The organism is Aquamicrobium sp. NLF2-7 (assembly GCF_022359935.1).
GTDB lineage: Bacteria > Pseudomonadota > Alphaproteobacteria > Rhizobiales > Rhizobiaceae > Mesorhizobium > Mesorhizobium lusatiense.
Window position 1 is genome coordinate 298,281 of sequence record NZ_JAKSED010000003.1, and the last position, 13,944, is coordinate 312,224.

At 65.7% G+C, this 13,944-nt stretch carries 13 protein-coding genes; 3 read left to right on the forward strand and 10 right to left on the reverse strand.

Annotated features, from left to right (window positions below):
* Positions 1-26: 26 nt before the first annotated feature.
* Together MIC97_RS19875 and MIC97_RS19880 are read right to left on the reverse strand one after the other, a co-directional pair.
* Positions 27-1,148, reverse strand: a complete 1,122-nt coding sequence (locus tag MIC97_RS19875) for an LLM class flavin-dependent oxidoreductase (protein WP_239801712.1) — start codon at positions 1,146-1,148, stop codon at positions 27-29.
* 59 nt (positions 1,149-1,207) lie between these two features.
* On the reverse strand, positions 1,208-2,173 hold the full coding sequence (locus MIC97_RS19880) for an ABC transporter substrate-binding protein (RefSeq protein WP_239801713.1): 966 nt from the start codon (positions 2,171-2,173) through the stop codon (positions 1,208-1,210).
* Positions 2,174-2,368: 195 nt separating this feature from the next.
* On the opposite strand from MIC97_RS19880, the gene MIC97_RS19885 reads away from it, so the two are divergent.
* The 3 genes from MIC97_RS19885 to msuE are packed head-to-tail and all read left to right on the forward strand — an operon-like array spanning position 2,369 to position 4,611.
* Positions 2,369-3,193 (forward strand): ABC transporter permease, encoded by an 825-nt coding sequence (locus MIC97_RS19885; protein WP_239801714.1) that lies wholly within the window; start codon positions 2,369-2,371, stop codon positions 3,191-3,193.
* A gap of 2 nt (positions 3,194-3,195) precedes the next feature.
* Positions 3,196-3,990: an ABC transporter ATP-binding protein gene (locus tag MIC97_RS19890; RefSeq protein ID WP_239801715.1), complete on the forward strand. Its 795-nt coding sequence runs from the start codon at positions 3,196-3,198 to the stop codon at positions 3,988-3,990.
* A 21-nt stretch (positions 3,991-4,011) separates the two neighbouring features.
* Positions 4,012-4,611 carry an FMN reductase gene (gene msuE, locus MIC97_RS19895; protein ID WP_239801716.1) on the forward strand — a complete coding sequence of 200 codons (600 nt, stop codon included), beginning with the start codon at positions 4,012-4,014 and terminating at the stop codon, positions 4,609-4,611.
* A gap of 247 nt (positions 4,612-4,858) precedes the next feature.
* On the opposite strand, the gene MIC97_RS19900 is transcribed toward msuE, so the two are convergent.
* The 8 genes from MIC97_RS19900 to fabI are packed head-to-tail and all read right to left on the reverse strand — an operon-like array spanning position 4,859 to position 13,803.
* Positions 4,859-5,713 (reverse strand): alpha/beta hydrolase, encoded by an 855-nt coding sequence (locus MIC97_RS19900; RefSeq protein ID WP_239801717.1) that lies wholly within the window; start codon positions 5,711-5,713, stop codon positions 4,859-4,861.
* Positions 5,714-5,730: 17 nt separating this feature from the next.
* Positions 5,731-6,585: a 3-hydroxybutyryl-CoA dehydrogenase gene (locus MIC97_RS19905; RefSeq protein ID WP_239801718.1), complete on the reverse strand. Its 855-nt coding sequence runs from the start codon at positions 6,583-6,585 to the stop codon at positions 5,731-5,733.
* Between the two features lie 28 nt (positions 6,586-6,613).
* Positions 6,614-7,267 carry a 3-oxoacid CoA-transferase subunit B gene (locus MIC97_RS19910; protein ID WP_239801719.1) on the reverse strand — a complete coding sequence of 218 codons (654 nt, stop codon included), beginning with the start codon at positions 7,265-7,267 and terminating at the stop codon, positions 6,614-6,616.
* Between the two features lie 11 nt (positions 7,268-7,278).
* On the reverse strand, positions 7,279-7,929 hold the full coding sequence (locus MIC97_RS19915; protein WP_183832049.1) for a 3-oxoacid CoA-transferase subunit A: 651 nt from the start codon (positions 7,927-7,929) through the stop codon (positions 7,279-7,281).
* Complete coding sequence (locus MIC97_RS19920) at positions 7,926-9,128, reverse strand: acetate/propionate family kinase (RefSeq protein ID WP_239801720.1); 1,203 nt, start codon at positions 9,126-9,128, stop codon at positions 7,926-7,928. Before MIC97_RS19920 ends, MIC97_RS19915 begins: the two co-directional genes overlap by 4 nt.
* Positions 9,125-10,522 (reverse strand): bifunctional enoyl-CoA hydratase/phosphate acetyltransferase, encoded by a 1,398-nt coding sequence (locus tag MIC97_RS19925; RefSeq protein WP_239801721.1) that lies wholly within the window; start codon positions 10,520-10,522, stop codon positions 9,125-9,127. The genes MIC97_RS19920 and MIC97_RS19925 overlap by 4 nt, the downstream gene beginning before the upstream one ends.
* A gap of 1 nt (position 10,523) precedes the next feature.
* Entirely contained in the window at positions 10,524-13,025 is a 2,502-nt protein-coding gene (locus MIC97_RS19930) for a DUF3141 domain-containing protein (RefSeq protein WP_239801722.1), read from the reverse strand.
* 13 nt (positions 13,026-13,038) lie between these two features.
* The gene (fabI, locus tag MIC97_RS19935) at positions 13,039-13,803 is read right to left on the reverse strand and encodes an enoyl-ACP reductase FabI (RefSeq protein ID WP_239801723.1); all 765 of its coding nucleotides are present in this window, start codon (positions 13,801-13,803) and stop codon (positions 13,039-13,041) included.
* Positions 13,804-13,944 lie beyond the last annotated feature (141 nt).

Below are 13,944 nucleotides of genomic sequence, written 5' to 3' on the forward strand. Positions count from 1 at the left end.
TGTTCCTGAAAAGGGGCTGGCGGTCTTCAGCTGGCTTTGGCAAGCGCCTGGCTCGCCACCAGCGCGCGGGCCCTTGGAATGACGTGTTCGGCAAAGCGTTCCTGCTCGGCGATCAGCGGGAAGAAGGAGAGCATGAAGGTCGAGATGCCGATGCCGTGGAATTCGGCGAGGCGCTTCGCCACGGTGTCGTAGCTGCCGACGAAGCCGGGGAGCGTCCCGCCATTGGCGCCGATCATCGGCTTGTCGGGATATTTGAAACCGACCTTCAGCGCCTCGGCCTTCTCGTCGATATTGCCTTTCATCTTTTCGCGCCGGGCGGCGAAGAACGGTTCCTGAATGTCCAGCAGCCGCTGGACCTCGGCCACCGCCTCCGCATCGGTCTCGCGCGCCAGAACGAAGCCGGTGACGCCGATACCGAGCGGTGGCCGGCCGGGCGCGCGCCGCGACAGGATGTTGTCGACCAGCGGCACCACATCCTCCAGCGGGCGGCCGTTGATCAGCCAGTGATCGGCCAGTTCGTCGACCAGTTGCAGGCCGGGCTCGGATTCACCGCCGGCATAGATGATGGGACGGTCGCGGTAACGCGAGCGTGGCGACAGCCGGAAGCGGTCGAGCCTGAAGTTGGGCCCGTCGGCCGTTACCTCTTCGCCTGCGATCAGCGCCCGGACGATGCGCAGCCATTCGCCGCCATAGGCATAGCGCTCGTCATGCTCGGGAAAGCCGATGCCGGAGCGTTCCAGTTCGGGTTTGAACCATGCGTTGACGAAGTTGATGGCAAAGCGGCCGTGGCTGATGTCCTCGATGCCGAGCGCCATCTTGGCGAGAACAGCGGGATGGTAGAGCCTTGGCTTGATCGCCGCGATGATCTCGATGCGCTCGGTAAGGGCAGCCGCCGCCGCCGCTGCCGTCCACGCTTCGAGTATTTCCTCGGCCTGATCGATCGGATTGATGGTGTGCTGGGCGATCAGGACGGTGTCGAAGCCGACCCGCTCCGCACTCTGGATGACCTCGCGATTGAAGTCGAAGTCGGCAACGAGGTGGTCATTCTCGCCGACAACCCACTGGCCGCGATACGGGGCCCATATGCCGAAGCGCAGCGGATGGCCGCTCTGCACAGGCCGCCGCGAAAATGTACTGGAATCGGACATCTGTATTCTCCATAGGGACAGCGGTCGCGGACGGGGGCTCCCATCCGCGACGGCGCCTGTCACGGGATGTATTTGTTGAATTCGTAGTTGAAGCTGGAATCGACCCTGATCTCTTTTTCGATCACCTTCTGGCGAAACAGCTCATCGGCGATCGCCTGATTGCTGGGGATCAGTTCCGGCCGGATCTCCTGAAGCTTCTTGGGCCGGTTGCGCTCGACGGAGAGCGTGACTTCCGGCTCGATCCCGAGCAGCTCCGCCACGAAGCCGGCATGCTTTTCCTGGTTCTCGCTGGCCCATGCCAGATGCTTGCCGAGCTGGTTGACGAAGGCGCCGATGGCGTCCTTCTTCTCCGTGATCGCCTTGTTGGAGGCGATGAAGAACAGGGCGTTGTCGACATCGACATCGCCGGCATTGACGAGACGGCGCGCGCCCTGCGCCTCATAGGCCGACAAGGTGGCATCGATCGCCACCGCGACATCGATCTGGCCGGCCTCAAGCACGGAAAGCGTGTTGGTTCCCGCGGGCAGGAACACGGATTCGACATCGGTGATGTCGAGGCCGGCCTTCTGGAGCGCCTTGTTGACGACCCACTGGCCATTGGTGGCGCGGGCATAGGAAATCTTCTTGCCCTTCAGATCCTCCAGCGTGCGGATGGGGGAGTCGCCGGCAACAACCAGCGCTTCTCCGATGCGCCATGGTTCCGTTGCCGCGATGATCTGCGCCTCGACATCGGCCGACTGCGCCACCACAGGGCCGACCTCGCCCATTTCGGCAACGTCGATCTCGCCCGCATTGATTGCGGCAATGAGACCCACGACCCCCGACGTGAAGGGAATGATCTGGAACGTTATGTCGCCGGCCTTGTCATGGCCCGCCTGCTCGAAGGTGGATGCAACGCCGAAAAGATTGATGGTTCCGACGCGAAGCGTCTTCGCATCGTCGGCGGATGCCGGCACCGGAAGGGAAAGCGACAGGGCAAGAACGACAGCGGCGGTGGCGCTGCTCAGCAGCCTGGGAAGTCTCATGGAAATCTGCTCCGTGTGATTTGGAGCCGGATTAAGCCATGGCAGTGCGCGGGCTTGGGAGGCACTGGTTTTCCAAAAAAACCTAATGTCTATAAAAATACTCTACTAAAGCGGTGAAAGGAAAGGCCAGCCGCCCTTCAGGCATGGCGCAGACCCCCTTAGGCTTGCCGGCATCATTCAATGAACGTGAGCCGCATGTCCCTCGCAACTGTTTCCACCTCATCATCGGCCGCCGATCAAGGTGCCGCCGGCACATGGCAGGTGCCGCGCTTCGTGCGCCGCCTGATCGTTCCGGTGTCTCTTCTGGTGATCTGGCAGGTTCTTGCCAGCTACGGCATCATCAACCGGCGCTTCAGCTCGTCTCCGGTCGATATCCTCGTGGCCCTGTGGAAGCTGGCCGTCAACGGGCAGCTCTTCGACAGCCTCTGGATTTCCCTGGTGCGCGCCTTTCTCGGCCTTGCGCTGGGCGGCTCGCTCGGCCTGCTGGCGGGCCTTGTCGCTGGGCTGTCCCGGCTTGGCGAGGATGCGCTGGATTCCACCATTCAGGCTATACGCACGCTGCCCTTTCTGGGGCTGGTGCCCTTGTTCATCCTGTGGTTCGGGCTGGGGGAAACGCCGCGCATATTGCTGGTGGCGCTCGGCACCTTCTTTCCGATCTATCTCAACGTCTTCAAGGGAATACGCGGCGTCGAGGAACGGCTGATCGAGCTTGGCCGCAGCTATGGCCTCAACCGCTGGGAACTGATCCGCGACATCATCCTGCCGGCGGCCCTGCCGAATGCGCTGGTGGGCCTGCGCTATTCGCTCGGCATCGCCTGGCTGGTGCTGGTGATCGCCGAGCAGATCAACGCCACCTCGGGCCTCGGCTGGCTGATCATCAAGGCGAGCGAGCTGGCCCAGACCTCCGTCATCATGATGGTGCTGGCCGTCTACGCCCTTATCGGCATTCTCGCCGACGCCATCGTTCGTCTCATCGAAACCCGGGCGCTGCGCTGGCAGCGGTCGTTCCAGGGAGCCTGATCATGCCAAACCTCGCCTCTTCGGGTGTCGCGCTCAGAAGTGTCAGCCGCACCTTCGGGACCCGCAGGGTTCTGTCCGACATCGATCTTGAGATCGGCGAAGGTGAATTCCTCGTCATCGTGGGCGCCAGCGGTTGCGGGAAATCCACATTGCTCAAGATCATCGCCGGGCTCGATCGCGGCGCCGAGGGCGAAATCCGGATCGAGGAAAACCGCTCGATCGTGTTTCAGGATCCGCGCCTGCTGCCATGGAAGCTTGTCTGGGAAAATGTCGTGCTCGGCCTGCGCGGCAACCGGGCGGAACTGCGCCGTCGTGCCCTGGCGGCACTGGATGAGGTCAATCTGCTGGCCCGCGCCGATGCCTGGCCGCTGACGCTTTCCGGCGGCGAGGCGCAGCGTGTCGCCATCGCGCGCGCTCTGGTGCGAACGCCGAAGCTGCTGCTGCTGGACGAGCCCTTCGCCGCGCTTGATGCGCTGACGCGCCTGAAGATGCAGCAGCAGGTGGCGGCGCTGGTCGAACAGCACCGGCTGACGACGCTTTTCGTCACGCATGACGTGGATGAGGCCCTTTTGCTGGCAGATCGCATCCTGCTGGTGGAGGCGGGGCGGATCGCCAGAACCTTCGATGTTGGCCTGAACCGTCCCCGCAACCGGGCGGATGCCGGTTTCATCAGTCTGAGGCGTGAACTGCTGGAAGGGCTGGGCGTCAGCGAAGAAGACGGTTTCGCGGCCGCAGCACAGCCTCCGGAACAACCCCGCCAGACCCGCCCCCTCGAAGTTGCCGTCGCAGCAGAATAACGCAGAACGAAGGTTTCCATCATGAGTGACAGAATTCCCCATATCGTGGTTCTCTCCGGCAGCACCCGGCGCCCTTCAAGGTCGCTGGCGCTCGGTGAAGCGGTGGCGCAGGTTGCCAGCCAGAAGCTCGACGTCGTTGTCACGAGCTACGATCTGATCGATGCCGGCCCAGGCCTCGGTGCGGCCTTCACGCGTGATGCGCTTTCGGAGGAGGCGCTGGCGGTGATCGAAGCCGTCGAAAGTGCAGATGCCCTCATTGCCGTCTCTCCGGTCTACAAGGGGTCCTATGCGGGGCTGTTCAAGCACCTGTTCGATTTCGTTTCGCCGGAGGGGCTCGCCAACAAGCCCGTCGTCGTCGGGGCCACGGGCGGCGGTCACAGGCATGGCCTTGTCGTGGAGCACCAGCTGCGCCCGCTTTTCGGTTTCTTCTCCGCCCTGACGGTGCCCACCTCCGTCTATGCCAGCGACAATGAATTCCTCGACGGCAAGGTCATCGATCTGACGGTTCGTGAACGTATCGAGCAGGCCGGCAACCAGCTTGCCCACCTGCTTTTCGCCTATAGCGGCAGGCAGGAGCCGGCGCCGGAGGAAGTGACCGCGAAAAGCGCCACGGCTGCCTAGAGCATTTTGCAGCCAGATGGAAACATTTGGCGTCGCATAAATGCGGCTAAAACAAAGAGATAGAGCATTTTGCAGCCGGATGGAAACATCTGGCGTCGCATGAATGCGGTCAGAACAAGGACCTGAAGCGCAGGCAGCTCATCTGAAAGATCGCGACACGCTTCAGGGGCAGCCCGGTGTGGCGAACGGAAAGCGGCATCATACCTGTGCTGCACTTTGCGCGCTCCCAGACCCTGCCGATGCCCTGTCAGGCGGGGTCTTTCTCCTGCGCTGCCGCGCATTTCGCCAGCCACATGTGGATGGCCTCCAGCGCTTCCGGCTCATCGAGAAATGGAATATGGCCGCGATCCGGCACCTCGGCGCGGATCAGGCCGGGGCTGCGGCGCTGCATTTCGCGCGCGGTCTCCAGCGTCAGCAAGTCCGAATTCGCGCCGCGGATCAGTGCCAGCGACATCCCCGCACATCCCTCGAACAGGGGCCAGGCATCGGCCAGCGGGCCGGTCATCGCCCGGTCGAAGCCGATGCGCAGGGCCGGATCGTAGGGCAGGTCGAGGCCGTCTTCGGTCTGGATGAAGTGGCGGACCGTCTCTTCCTCCCATCTGAGGGCGGGAACGTTGCGGAAGCCGGGATTGGCGGCCGGGCTGCGGTCGACCACCTCCTCCAGCGTGCGAACGGCAGGCTTCACGCCCAGATAGGTGCCGATCCGCGCCAGCCCCTCTTTTTCCAGAGCAGGCCCGACATCGTTGAAGCAGATGCCGGCTATGCGCGTGGGCGCGATGGCGGCCATCACCATGGCCAGCAGCCCGCCGCGTGACGAGCCGATGATGGCCGCCCGCACGATGCCCAGATGATCGAGAAGCGCCAGCGCATCCTGCGCTTCCTGCGCGACGGTATAGGTTTCGGGATCGGCCCGGCCGGAAGCGCCGCGCCCGCGGCTGTCCAGCCGGATCAGGCGCACGCTGTCCCTGATATGGCGTGCCAGATAGTCGAAGTCGCGCCCGTCCCGCGTCAGCCCGGCAAGGCACAGCACGGGCAGGCCGCTGCCCTCGTCGCTATAGGCAAGCTGCGTGCCGTCTTCCGCGCGGAAGCTTCCCTTTGTCATGGTCCGGCCGCTCCTCTTCAGCCCGGATAGTCGAAGAACCCCTTGCCGGTCTTGCGGCCCAGCCAGCCGGCGTGGACCATCTGCTTCAGCAGCGGGCTTGGCCGGTATTTCGGATCGTCGAACCCCTGACAGAGAGTTTCCATGATGTTCAGCACCACGTCCAGCCCGATGAGGTCGCCCAGCGCCAGCGGTCCCATCGGGTGATTGGCGCCGAGCTTCATCATGGCGTCGACATCCTGCGGCGTGGCGACGCCTTCATGGACGCAGTTGATCGCCTCGTTGATGAAGGGGACGAGCAGGCGGTTGACGACGAAGCCATAGCTGTCGCTGGAGGCGTGCGGGCTCTTGCCGATGGCGCGGGCGACTTCGGTGACGGCCTGTGCCACCTCGTCGGTGGTCTGCAGCGCGCGGATGATCTCGATCAGCTGCATCATCGCGACGGGATTGAAGAAGTGCATGCCGATGACGCGGCCCGGATGGGCCGAGGCCGCCGCGATCTGGGTCAGCGAGATCGAGGAGGTGTTGGAAGCAAGAATGGTCTGCGCACCGCAGATCGCATCGAGCTGCTTCAGCACCTGCGTCTTGACCTCCAGCCGCTCCACGATCGCCTCGACCACGAGGTCGCGGTCGGCCATGGCGGTGAGCTCCGTCGCGGTGGTGATCCGCGACAGCGCATCGGCGGCTTCCGCCTCCGTCAGCGCGCCCTTCTTCACCTGCCGGGCAAGGCTGGTTTCGATGGCGGCACGCCCGCGTTCGAGCGCGGCTGCGGACAGGTCCTGCATCACCACCGCAAAACCCGCCACGGCAAAACATTGCGCGATGCCGTTGCCCATGGTGCCGGCGCCGATCACGCCGATCTTCTCTATTTTCATGATCTCTCCGCTTTCAGGATGGAAGCGCTCAGGCAAAGCGCATTTCGGCCAGATCGTCGGCGACGATCAGGGTTGCGGCGGTCGCCGCGCGTATGTCGTCCACCGATACGCCCGGCGCATGCTCGCGCAGAACCAGGCCGTCTTCGGTGGGCTCGATCACGGCCAGTTCGGTGATGACCAGGTCGACGCGGCGCGCCGATGTCAGCGGCAGCGTGCATTCCGGCACGATCTTGGAGACGCCTTTCGCCGCATGCTGCATGGCGACGACGACGCGGGCAGCGCCCGTCACCAGATCCATCGCCCCGCCCATGCCCGGCACCATCTTGCCCGGCACCTTCCAGTTGGCGAGGTGGCCGGCTTCGTCCACCTGAAGGCCGCCCAGAACCGTGACGTCGAGATGGCCGCCCCGGATCAGGCCGAAGCTCATGGCGCTGTCGATGGTGGCCGCGCCCGGCACGGCGCTGACGTAGCCGCCGCCGGCGTCGGTCAGGTCGGCATGTTCCATCCCTTCGGGCGGGCGGGCGCCGAGCCCGATGATGCCGTTTTCCGCCTGAAAATACACGCCGGCATCGGCGGGCACGTAATTGGCCACAAGGCTGGGCAGGCCGATGCCGAGATTGACCAGCGTGCCGGGCCTAATTTCCAGCGCCACGCGCCGGGCAATCAGTTCCTTGGCGTCCATCAGTGCCTCCCTCAGCGGTGAACCAGAAGATGATCGACGAGCGCGCCGGGCGTATGCACCGCATCGGGCGCGATCACGCCGACAGGCACGATCGAATCCGGCTCGGCAATCACCGTGCGCCCCGCCAGCGCCATCACCGGATTGAAGTTTCGCGCCGTCAGCAGATAGAACAGATTGCCCACGTAATCGGCCTGCCAGGCGCCGATCAGCGCGAAATCCGCCCTGATCGGCGTTTCGACGAGGAAGGTCCTGCCTTCGACCTCTATGGTCTGCTTGCCGTCCTCGACCTCGGTGCCGAGGCCGGTCGGGGTGAGGATGCCGCCGAGCCCCATGCCGCCCGCGCGGATGCGCTCGATCAGCGTGCCCTGCGGCACGAGTTCGCAATCGATCTCGCCGGAGATCATCTTCGCCTGCGTTTCGGGATTGAGCCCGATATGGGAGGCGACCACACGGCTGACCGCGCCGGCGCTGATCAGCTTGCCGATGCCGCGTCCGGGCAGGGCGGTGTCATTGGCGATGACGGTGAGGTCGCGGGCATTGCGGGCGACGAGGGCGTCGACCAGACGCTCCGGCGTGCCGACGCCCATGAAGCCGCCGATCAGCAGGCTCGCACCGTCGGGTATCAGGGCGGCGGCAGCCTCCGCCCTCAATGTGCTCTTCATGCCGCAACCCCCTCATTGATGCCAGCGGCGGCACGGGCTGCCCGGGCAATGACCAGATCCTCACGCGTTGTCACGATCATCACCGTGGTCCGCGAAAACTCGGAAGACAGAACAGTCGCGTTGGCGGCGTTTCGGCCGTGGTCGATCTCTATCCCCATCCAGCCGAGACGTTCGCACACGCGACGACGGATGACACGCGAGTTTTCACCTATGCCGCCGCAGAAGACAAGCGCGTCAATACCGCCCATCACCGCCGCCATCGCGCCAAGCTCGCGCTGCACGCGGAAGACGAAATAGTCTATGGCCCGGTGGGACTGCGCGCTGTCGGCCTCCTCCAGCGTGCGCATGTCGTTGGACAGCCCGCCGGACAGGCCCAGAAGCCCCGATTCATTGTAGAGGATCTGCCGGATCTGCGCCGTATCGAGATGTTCCCGGTCGAGCATGTAGAGCAGCACGCCCGGATCGATCTGGCCGCAGCGCGTGCCCATCGGCAGGCCGTCCAGCGCCGAAAAGCCCATGGAAGAGGCAACGGAGCGGCCCTTGTAGATGGCGCACATGGAAGCGCCGTTGCCCAGATGCGCCACCACCACGCGCCCCGCCATCAGATGCGGCGCGATGCGCTCCAGCTCGCTCGTCACGTAATCGTAGCTGAGCCCGTGGAAGCCATAGCGGCGCACGCCTTTCTCGTAATAGCGGTGCGGGATGGCGAAGGTGTCGTTGACGAAGGGCTGGCCGCGGTGGAAGGCGGTGTCGAAGCAGGCGACCTGCGGCACGCCCGGAAACGCCGCCATCGCCGCACGGATGCCGGCTATGTTGTGGGGCTGGTGAAGCGGCGCGAAGGGCTCCAGTTCGGCGAGCTTCGCCAGCACCGCCTCCGTCACCGTGACCGGTTCGGCATAGTCGAGCCCGCCATGCACCACGCGGTGGCCGACGGCGGCCATGCGCAGGCCGGGAAAGGCCTGCTTGACGGTGGCGATGATCGCCGCCAGCGCGCCCGCGTGGCTGGTGAGGTCGCCCCCGGCCACGGTCAGTTCGGCGCCCGATGCATCCTTCAGCTTCAGCGTGCCTTCCGGCCCGATGCGGTCGGCCTGCCCGGTAACCAGCGGCTCGTCGCCCTCTGCGGGGAACAGCGCGACCTTAAGCGAGGACGATCCCGCATTGAGCGCCAGAATGCCGGTGTTGCGGTCTGCGGACGTCATCGGTTGCGTTCCCCTGCGAATGCGTGATGCAGCGAGGCGACCGCGCAGGACGCCAGCCGCGACATCGGACTGTCGGAGCGTGAGTTCAGGATGACCGGAACCCTTGCGCCCAGAACCAGCCCCGCGCCCTCGGCATGGCTGACGAAGGACAGTTGCTTGGCAAGCATGTTGCCGGCATCGATGCCCGGCACCACCAGAATGTTGGCATGGCCGGCGACGCCGCCCTTCAGCCCCTTGGTGCGCGCGGCCGACAGATCGACGGCATTGTCCATGGCCAGCGGACCGTCGACCAGCCCGCCCGAAATCTGCCCGCGCTCGGCCATCTTGGACAGCAGCGCGGCATCGATGGAGGACTGGATGGCGGGATTGACCGTCTCCACCGCCGACAGCACGCCGACGCGCGGCTCGATGCCCAGCGAAAGCGCGAGGTCGATGGCGTTCTGGGTGATGTCGACCTTGGTGGCGAGGTCGGGTGCGATGTTGATCGCGGCATCCGTCACCATGACCGGCTCCGGCCGGCCCGGCACGTCCATGACGAAGATATGGGTGAAGCGGCGCCCGACCCGCAGCCCGCCCGCCTTGTCGAGCATCGGCTTCAGCAGGTCGTCGGTGTGGAGGTGGCCCTTCATCACTGCCCCGGCGCGGCCTTCGTGCACGAGCCGGCAGGCCGCGGCGGCAGCAGCCTGATCGCCGCCCTGATCACGGGGCATGCCGATGATCTCGAAGCCGGAAAGATCGGAACCGAGTGCGGCACCTGCCGCGCGGATCGCCGTCTCGTCGCCGACGAGCAGGGGAACGATCAGCCCTTCCTTCGCCGCCCGCAGCGCGCCGCCCAGCGAATTGCCGTCATCGGGGCAGACGACCGCCACCGGCAGCGGGGCCAGTGCCTTCGCCCGCTCGACCAGCGCTTCGAAATGCCGATGGCGCTGCACCAGCAGGCCCGGAATCTCGATGTCGTCGCGATCGTATTTTTCTTGCGGGGCGAGCACCCGCGCCGTGCCCGAGACGATCAGCGCGCCATCGGCGGGCCGCGTCACCTCGGTATCCAGCGTGACCGTGCCGTCTTCGGATTTCTCCACCATCCGCACCCGGCACAGAAGCTCGTCGCCGGCGCGGGCGCGGTCATGGAAATCGGTCACCTGCCGCAGATAGAGCGTGCCCGGCCCGGGCAGCAGCGTGCCGAGGACGGCCGAGATCAGCGAGGCCACGAACATGCCGGGGGCGATGTTTTCGGGCCGGCCATCGCCGTCCACATCGGCCGATGGCAGGTGCATGGGATTGTAATTGCCGGAAGCCGCGGCGAAGACGTAGAGGTCGTCCGGGGTGACGAGACGGCGCAGTTCTGCCGTCTCGCCGACGCTGAGTTCGGCGAAGGTGCGGTTGACGAGATGCATGTCAGCTCTCCGACTTCGTCCGGGCGGTTGCCCTTTGCCGCCGCGCCACGGCCGCCGCATGGGCGATCTCGGCATTGGCGGCCGCCGCTGCGGCCTGCTCTTCCTGCACCTGTGCTTCCTCCAGCGGGTCGTCCGGCATGTCGCCGAGGAAATGCGGCAGCTCGAGCACCTCGTGGAACCTTTGCAGAAGCTGGATGGTTTCGGGCAGCATCTCTTCCGTGGAACCGGGCACGTAGCGCACCACGCGCAGCGCCAGCTCGCGCTCGGCGGGATCGGGAAGCAGCGCCGGCAGGGTGCGGATCGCCAGATCAGGCTCGTAGGTGGCGATCAGCGTCTGCTCGTGGATGATCAGCGCCCGGCGCTCCGCCCCCAGCGAGCGGAACGGCTCGTCCTGCGTCAGGACTTTCGAGGATCGCTCCAGCCGGTCGCGGCGCACGCCCTTGCGGTTCTCGGCCAGCAGCACCAGCATGCGGATCACCGCCTCGGGAAAGCCGCCGCGCTCGATGTTGTGCAGTGCCGCCGCGACTTCCGGCAGGCCGCGCAGCTCGTCGGTGTTCTTCAGCGTGCGGCGCGCCTCATGCGTGCGGCCGAAGACGCGCATCCACGGGTTCGACCAGACGTTGAAGAAGGTCAGCTCGTAGAGCATGTCGCGGGTGTCGCGGGTGAAGTCGATCATCTGCTCGACGCCCTCCACCCACAGCGCTTCCATGGCGAGGAAGGGATTGTCCGCCGCCGCCCGGGTGCGGTTTTCCCGCACATTGGCGGCCATGCCGGAAACCGCCTCCATCAGCGGGTTCTTCGACGAAGCCAGCGCCCGTTCCAGCCGCTTGGGATGCAGCGCGCGCGACAGCTCGGCGCTGGTTCCCGTCACCGTCGCCCGCACGAAGGGGCGCAGCAGCGTGTCATAGACCTGCGCCTGCACCTCGGAGGCACGCGCCACCGCCGCGAAGGGCTGCTCGTCGGCAAAGCCGTCGTCCAGCGCGCGGATGTCGTCCAGCGTGCGTTCGGCGAAGCCGACGGTGAAATGCTTGCGGCCGTCGCACTCCTCGATGTCCTCGATGCGCATCTCGTAGAGGCCGGGGGCGAGCGCCTCGATGGTCTTCAGCGTCGAGGTCACCTCGGCATGTTCCTTGCGCGCGATCTGCGAGGACACGAAGATTCCCAGATGCCCGACCTGATCGTGGACCATGTAGACGATGCGCTGGCCGCGGATGCGGATTTCCTGCACGTCGGCATAGGTCTCGGCGATCCAGTTCAGCGCCTGCTGCGGCGGGGTGATGTTGTCGCCATGGCTGGCGAAGACGATGATCGGGGCGCGGATCGCCTTCAGGTCGACCGGGCGGCCGGGCTCCAGCCGGGCCTCGTTCTTCGCCAGCCGGTTGCCGACGAACAGCTGCTCGACGATCCAGCGGATTTCCGGCTCGGTCAGCATGAAGAAGCCGCCCCACCACTTCTCGAATTCGAGGAAGGTCCGGTCGCCCTTGTCGATGTCGCGATAGAGATCGGTGTATTTGCGGAACAGGGTGCGGCCCGGATTGAGCAGCTCGAAATTCAGCACCAGATGCGCGCCGTCGAAGATGCCGCCGCCGAGATCCGACAGCATCATGGGTATCCACGTTCCGCCGAGCACGCCGGCATTGTAGCGCATCGGGTTCTCGCCCACGCGGCCCGACCATGGCGCGACCGGCGCGCCGTTGACGACGATGGGGCCGGTCAGGTCGGTGTTGGTGGCGGCCAGCAGCAGGGTGGCCCAGCCGCCCTGACAGTTGCCGGTGACGACCGGGTTCGACGCCTGCGGATGGCGGCGCATCACCTCGCGCACGAAGGCGGCCTCGGCGCGGGTGACGTAGGACAGATACTGGCCGGGCTCCGGGCGCGAGCGGAAGGCGACGAAATAGACCGGATGGCCCTCGCGCAGCGCGACGCCGACCTGGCTGTCGGACTTGAAACCGCCGATGCCGGGGCCATGGCCGGCGCGCGGGTCGATGATGATGTAGGGGCGGCGGGTATCGTTGATGACGACGCCTTCGGGCGGCAGGATCTTCAGCAGCATGTAGTTGCTGGGATAGGGCAGGTCGCGCCCGTCCATCACCACTTCGTAATCGTAGATCAGCACCGGCGGGCAATCGGCCGCCTCGTGCTCCAGAAAGATGTCGCCGCGCTTGCGCAGCGTGTCGGCGGTCAGCACGGCCCGTTCAGCCGCATCCCGCTGATATTCGAGCAGGCTGCCGATCAGGCCGTGCTGCGCCTGCGACCTGTGCAGCCCGGAGATCAGGTCGGCGCCGGCGTCCATCAGGCGGCGGGTGCGGGCCGAGTGGCTTTCAAGGATGCGGTGCGCATGGCTGGCGGCCGCCATGGTCTGGATTTCTCCGGTTTGCGAGGCGGCGCCGACCTCGGCGCGCGCGCTGGCCATGCCGGCCTCCATGATGTGGAGCGCATCGCTCTGGGCGCGGGGAACGCCGGGCTGAAGCTTCGGGTCGAATATTTCGAAGACGCTTGCCATGGTGATTGATCCTTCAGGCGACAATCGAGAAGCCGCCGTCGATGTCATGGACACCGCCGGTCAGGTTGCGGGCCTCGTCCGAGGCGAGATAGACGGCCATCGCGCCGACATCGTCGACGGTGGCCAGCCGGCGTGTCGGTGCGCGGGTGGCGGCCTGATCGAGGAGCGCGTCGAAATGGTCGATGCCGGAGGCGGCGCGGGTTGCCAGCGGTCCGGGCGACAGGACATGGACGCGAATGCCTTTGCCGCCGAGTTCGGCGGCGGCATAGCGGGCGGCGCTTTCCAGTGCGGCCTTGACGGGCCCCATGACATTGTAGTGCTCCACCACCCGCCGCGAGCCGAGGAAGGAGACGGAAAGGCAGCATCCGCCCCCCTCCATCAAAGGTTCCGCCAGCCGGATCATGCGCAGGAAGGAATGGACCGAAATGTCCATCGCCAGACTGAAACCCTCGGCCGAGCAATCCACCACCCGCCCGTGAAGATCGGCCTTCGGCGCGAAGGCGATGGAATGCAGCAGGATGTCGAGCCGCCCCCACCGTCCGGCGATTTCCGCGAAGACCGCCTCGTCAGAGCCCGGCACCGTCACGTCGAGCGGCATGAGAATTTCGGCTTCCAGCTCTTCGGCGAGGGGCCGGACGAACCTTTCGGCCTTCTCGTTCAGCCATGTCACGGCGAGATCGGCGCCCTGCGCGCGAAAGGCCCGGGCGCAGCCCCACGCAATCGATTCACGGTTCGCTATGCCGACGATGAGCGCCTTGCGGCCTTCGAGTGAAAACACGATGCCCCTCCGGTTTCATCGCTATTCAGGCACTCTTGCGATTCCTTTTGATGACGGAGCGATAATGGTTTGCTGACATTTTCGCCGCCGGGGCTGCGGGCGGGATCTCAGCGCGAACGGGGCATGAGCGATGCGCCTTGC

Excerpts from the sequence above, each read along its gene's own strand:
- MIC97_RS19875 (WP_239801712.1), bottom strand. The coding sequence starts at position 1,148 with ATGTCCGATTCCAGTACATTTTCGCGGCGGCCTGTGCAGAGCGGCCAT.
- MIC97_RS19880 (WP_239801713.1), bottom strand. The coding sequence starts at position 2,173 with ATGAGACTTCCCAGGCTGCTGAGCAGCGCCACCGCCGCTGTCGTTCTT.
- MIC97_RS19885 (WP_239801714.1), top strand. The coding sequence starts at position 2,369 with ATGTCCCTCGCAACTGTTTCCACCTCATCATCGGCCGCCGATCAAGGT.
- MIC97_RS19890 (WP_239801715.1), top strand. The coding sequence starts at position 3,196 with ATGCCAAACCTCGCCTCTTCGGGTGTCGCGCTCAGAAGTGTCAGCCGC.
- msuE (WP_239801716.1), top strand. The coding sequence starts at position 4,012 with ATGAGTGACAGAATTCCCCATATCGTGGTTCTCTCCGGCAGCACCCGG.
- MIC97_RS19900 (WP_239801717.1), bottom strand. The coding sequence starts at position 5,713 with ATGACAAAGGGAAGCTTCCGCGCGGAAGACGGCACGCAGCTTGCCTAT.
- MIC97_RS19905 (WP_239801718.1), bottom strand. The coding sequence starts at position 6,585 with ATGAAAATAGAGAAGATCGGCGTGATCGGCGCCGGCACCATGGGCAAC.
- MIC97_RS19910 (WP_239801719.1), bottom strand. The coding sequence starts at position 7,267 with ATGGACGCCAAGGAACTGATTGCCCGGCGCGTGGCGCTGGAAATTAGG.
- MIC97_RS19915 (WP_183832049.1), bottom strand. The coding sequence starts at position 7,929 with ATGAAGAGCACATTGAGGGCGGAGGCTGCCGCCGCCCTGATACCCGAC.
- MIC97_RS19920 (WP_239801720.1), bottom strand. The coding sequence starts at position 9,128 with ATGACGTCCGCAGACCGCAACACCGGCATTCTGGCGCTCAATGCGGGA.
- MIC97_RS19925 (WP_239801721.1), bottom strand. The coding sequence starts at position 10,522 with ATGCATCTCGTCAACCGCACCTTCGCCGAACTCAGCGTCGGCGAGACG.
- MIC97_RS19930 (WP_239801722.1), bottom strand. The coding sequence starts at position 13,025 with ATGGCAAGCGTCTTCGAAATATTCGACCCGAAGCTTCAGCCCGGCGTT.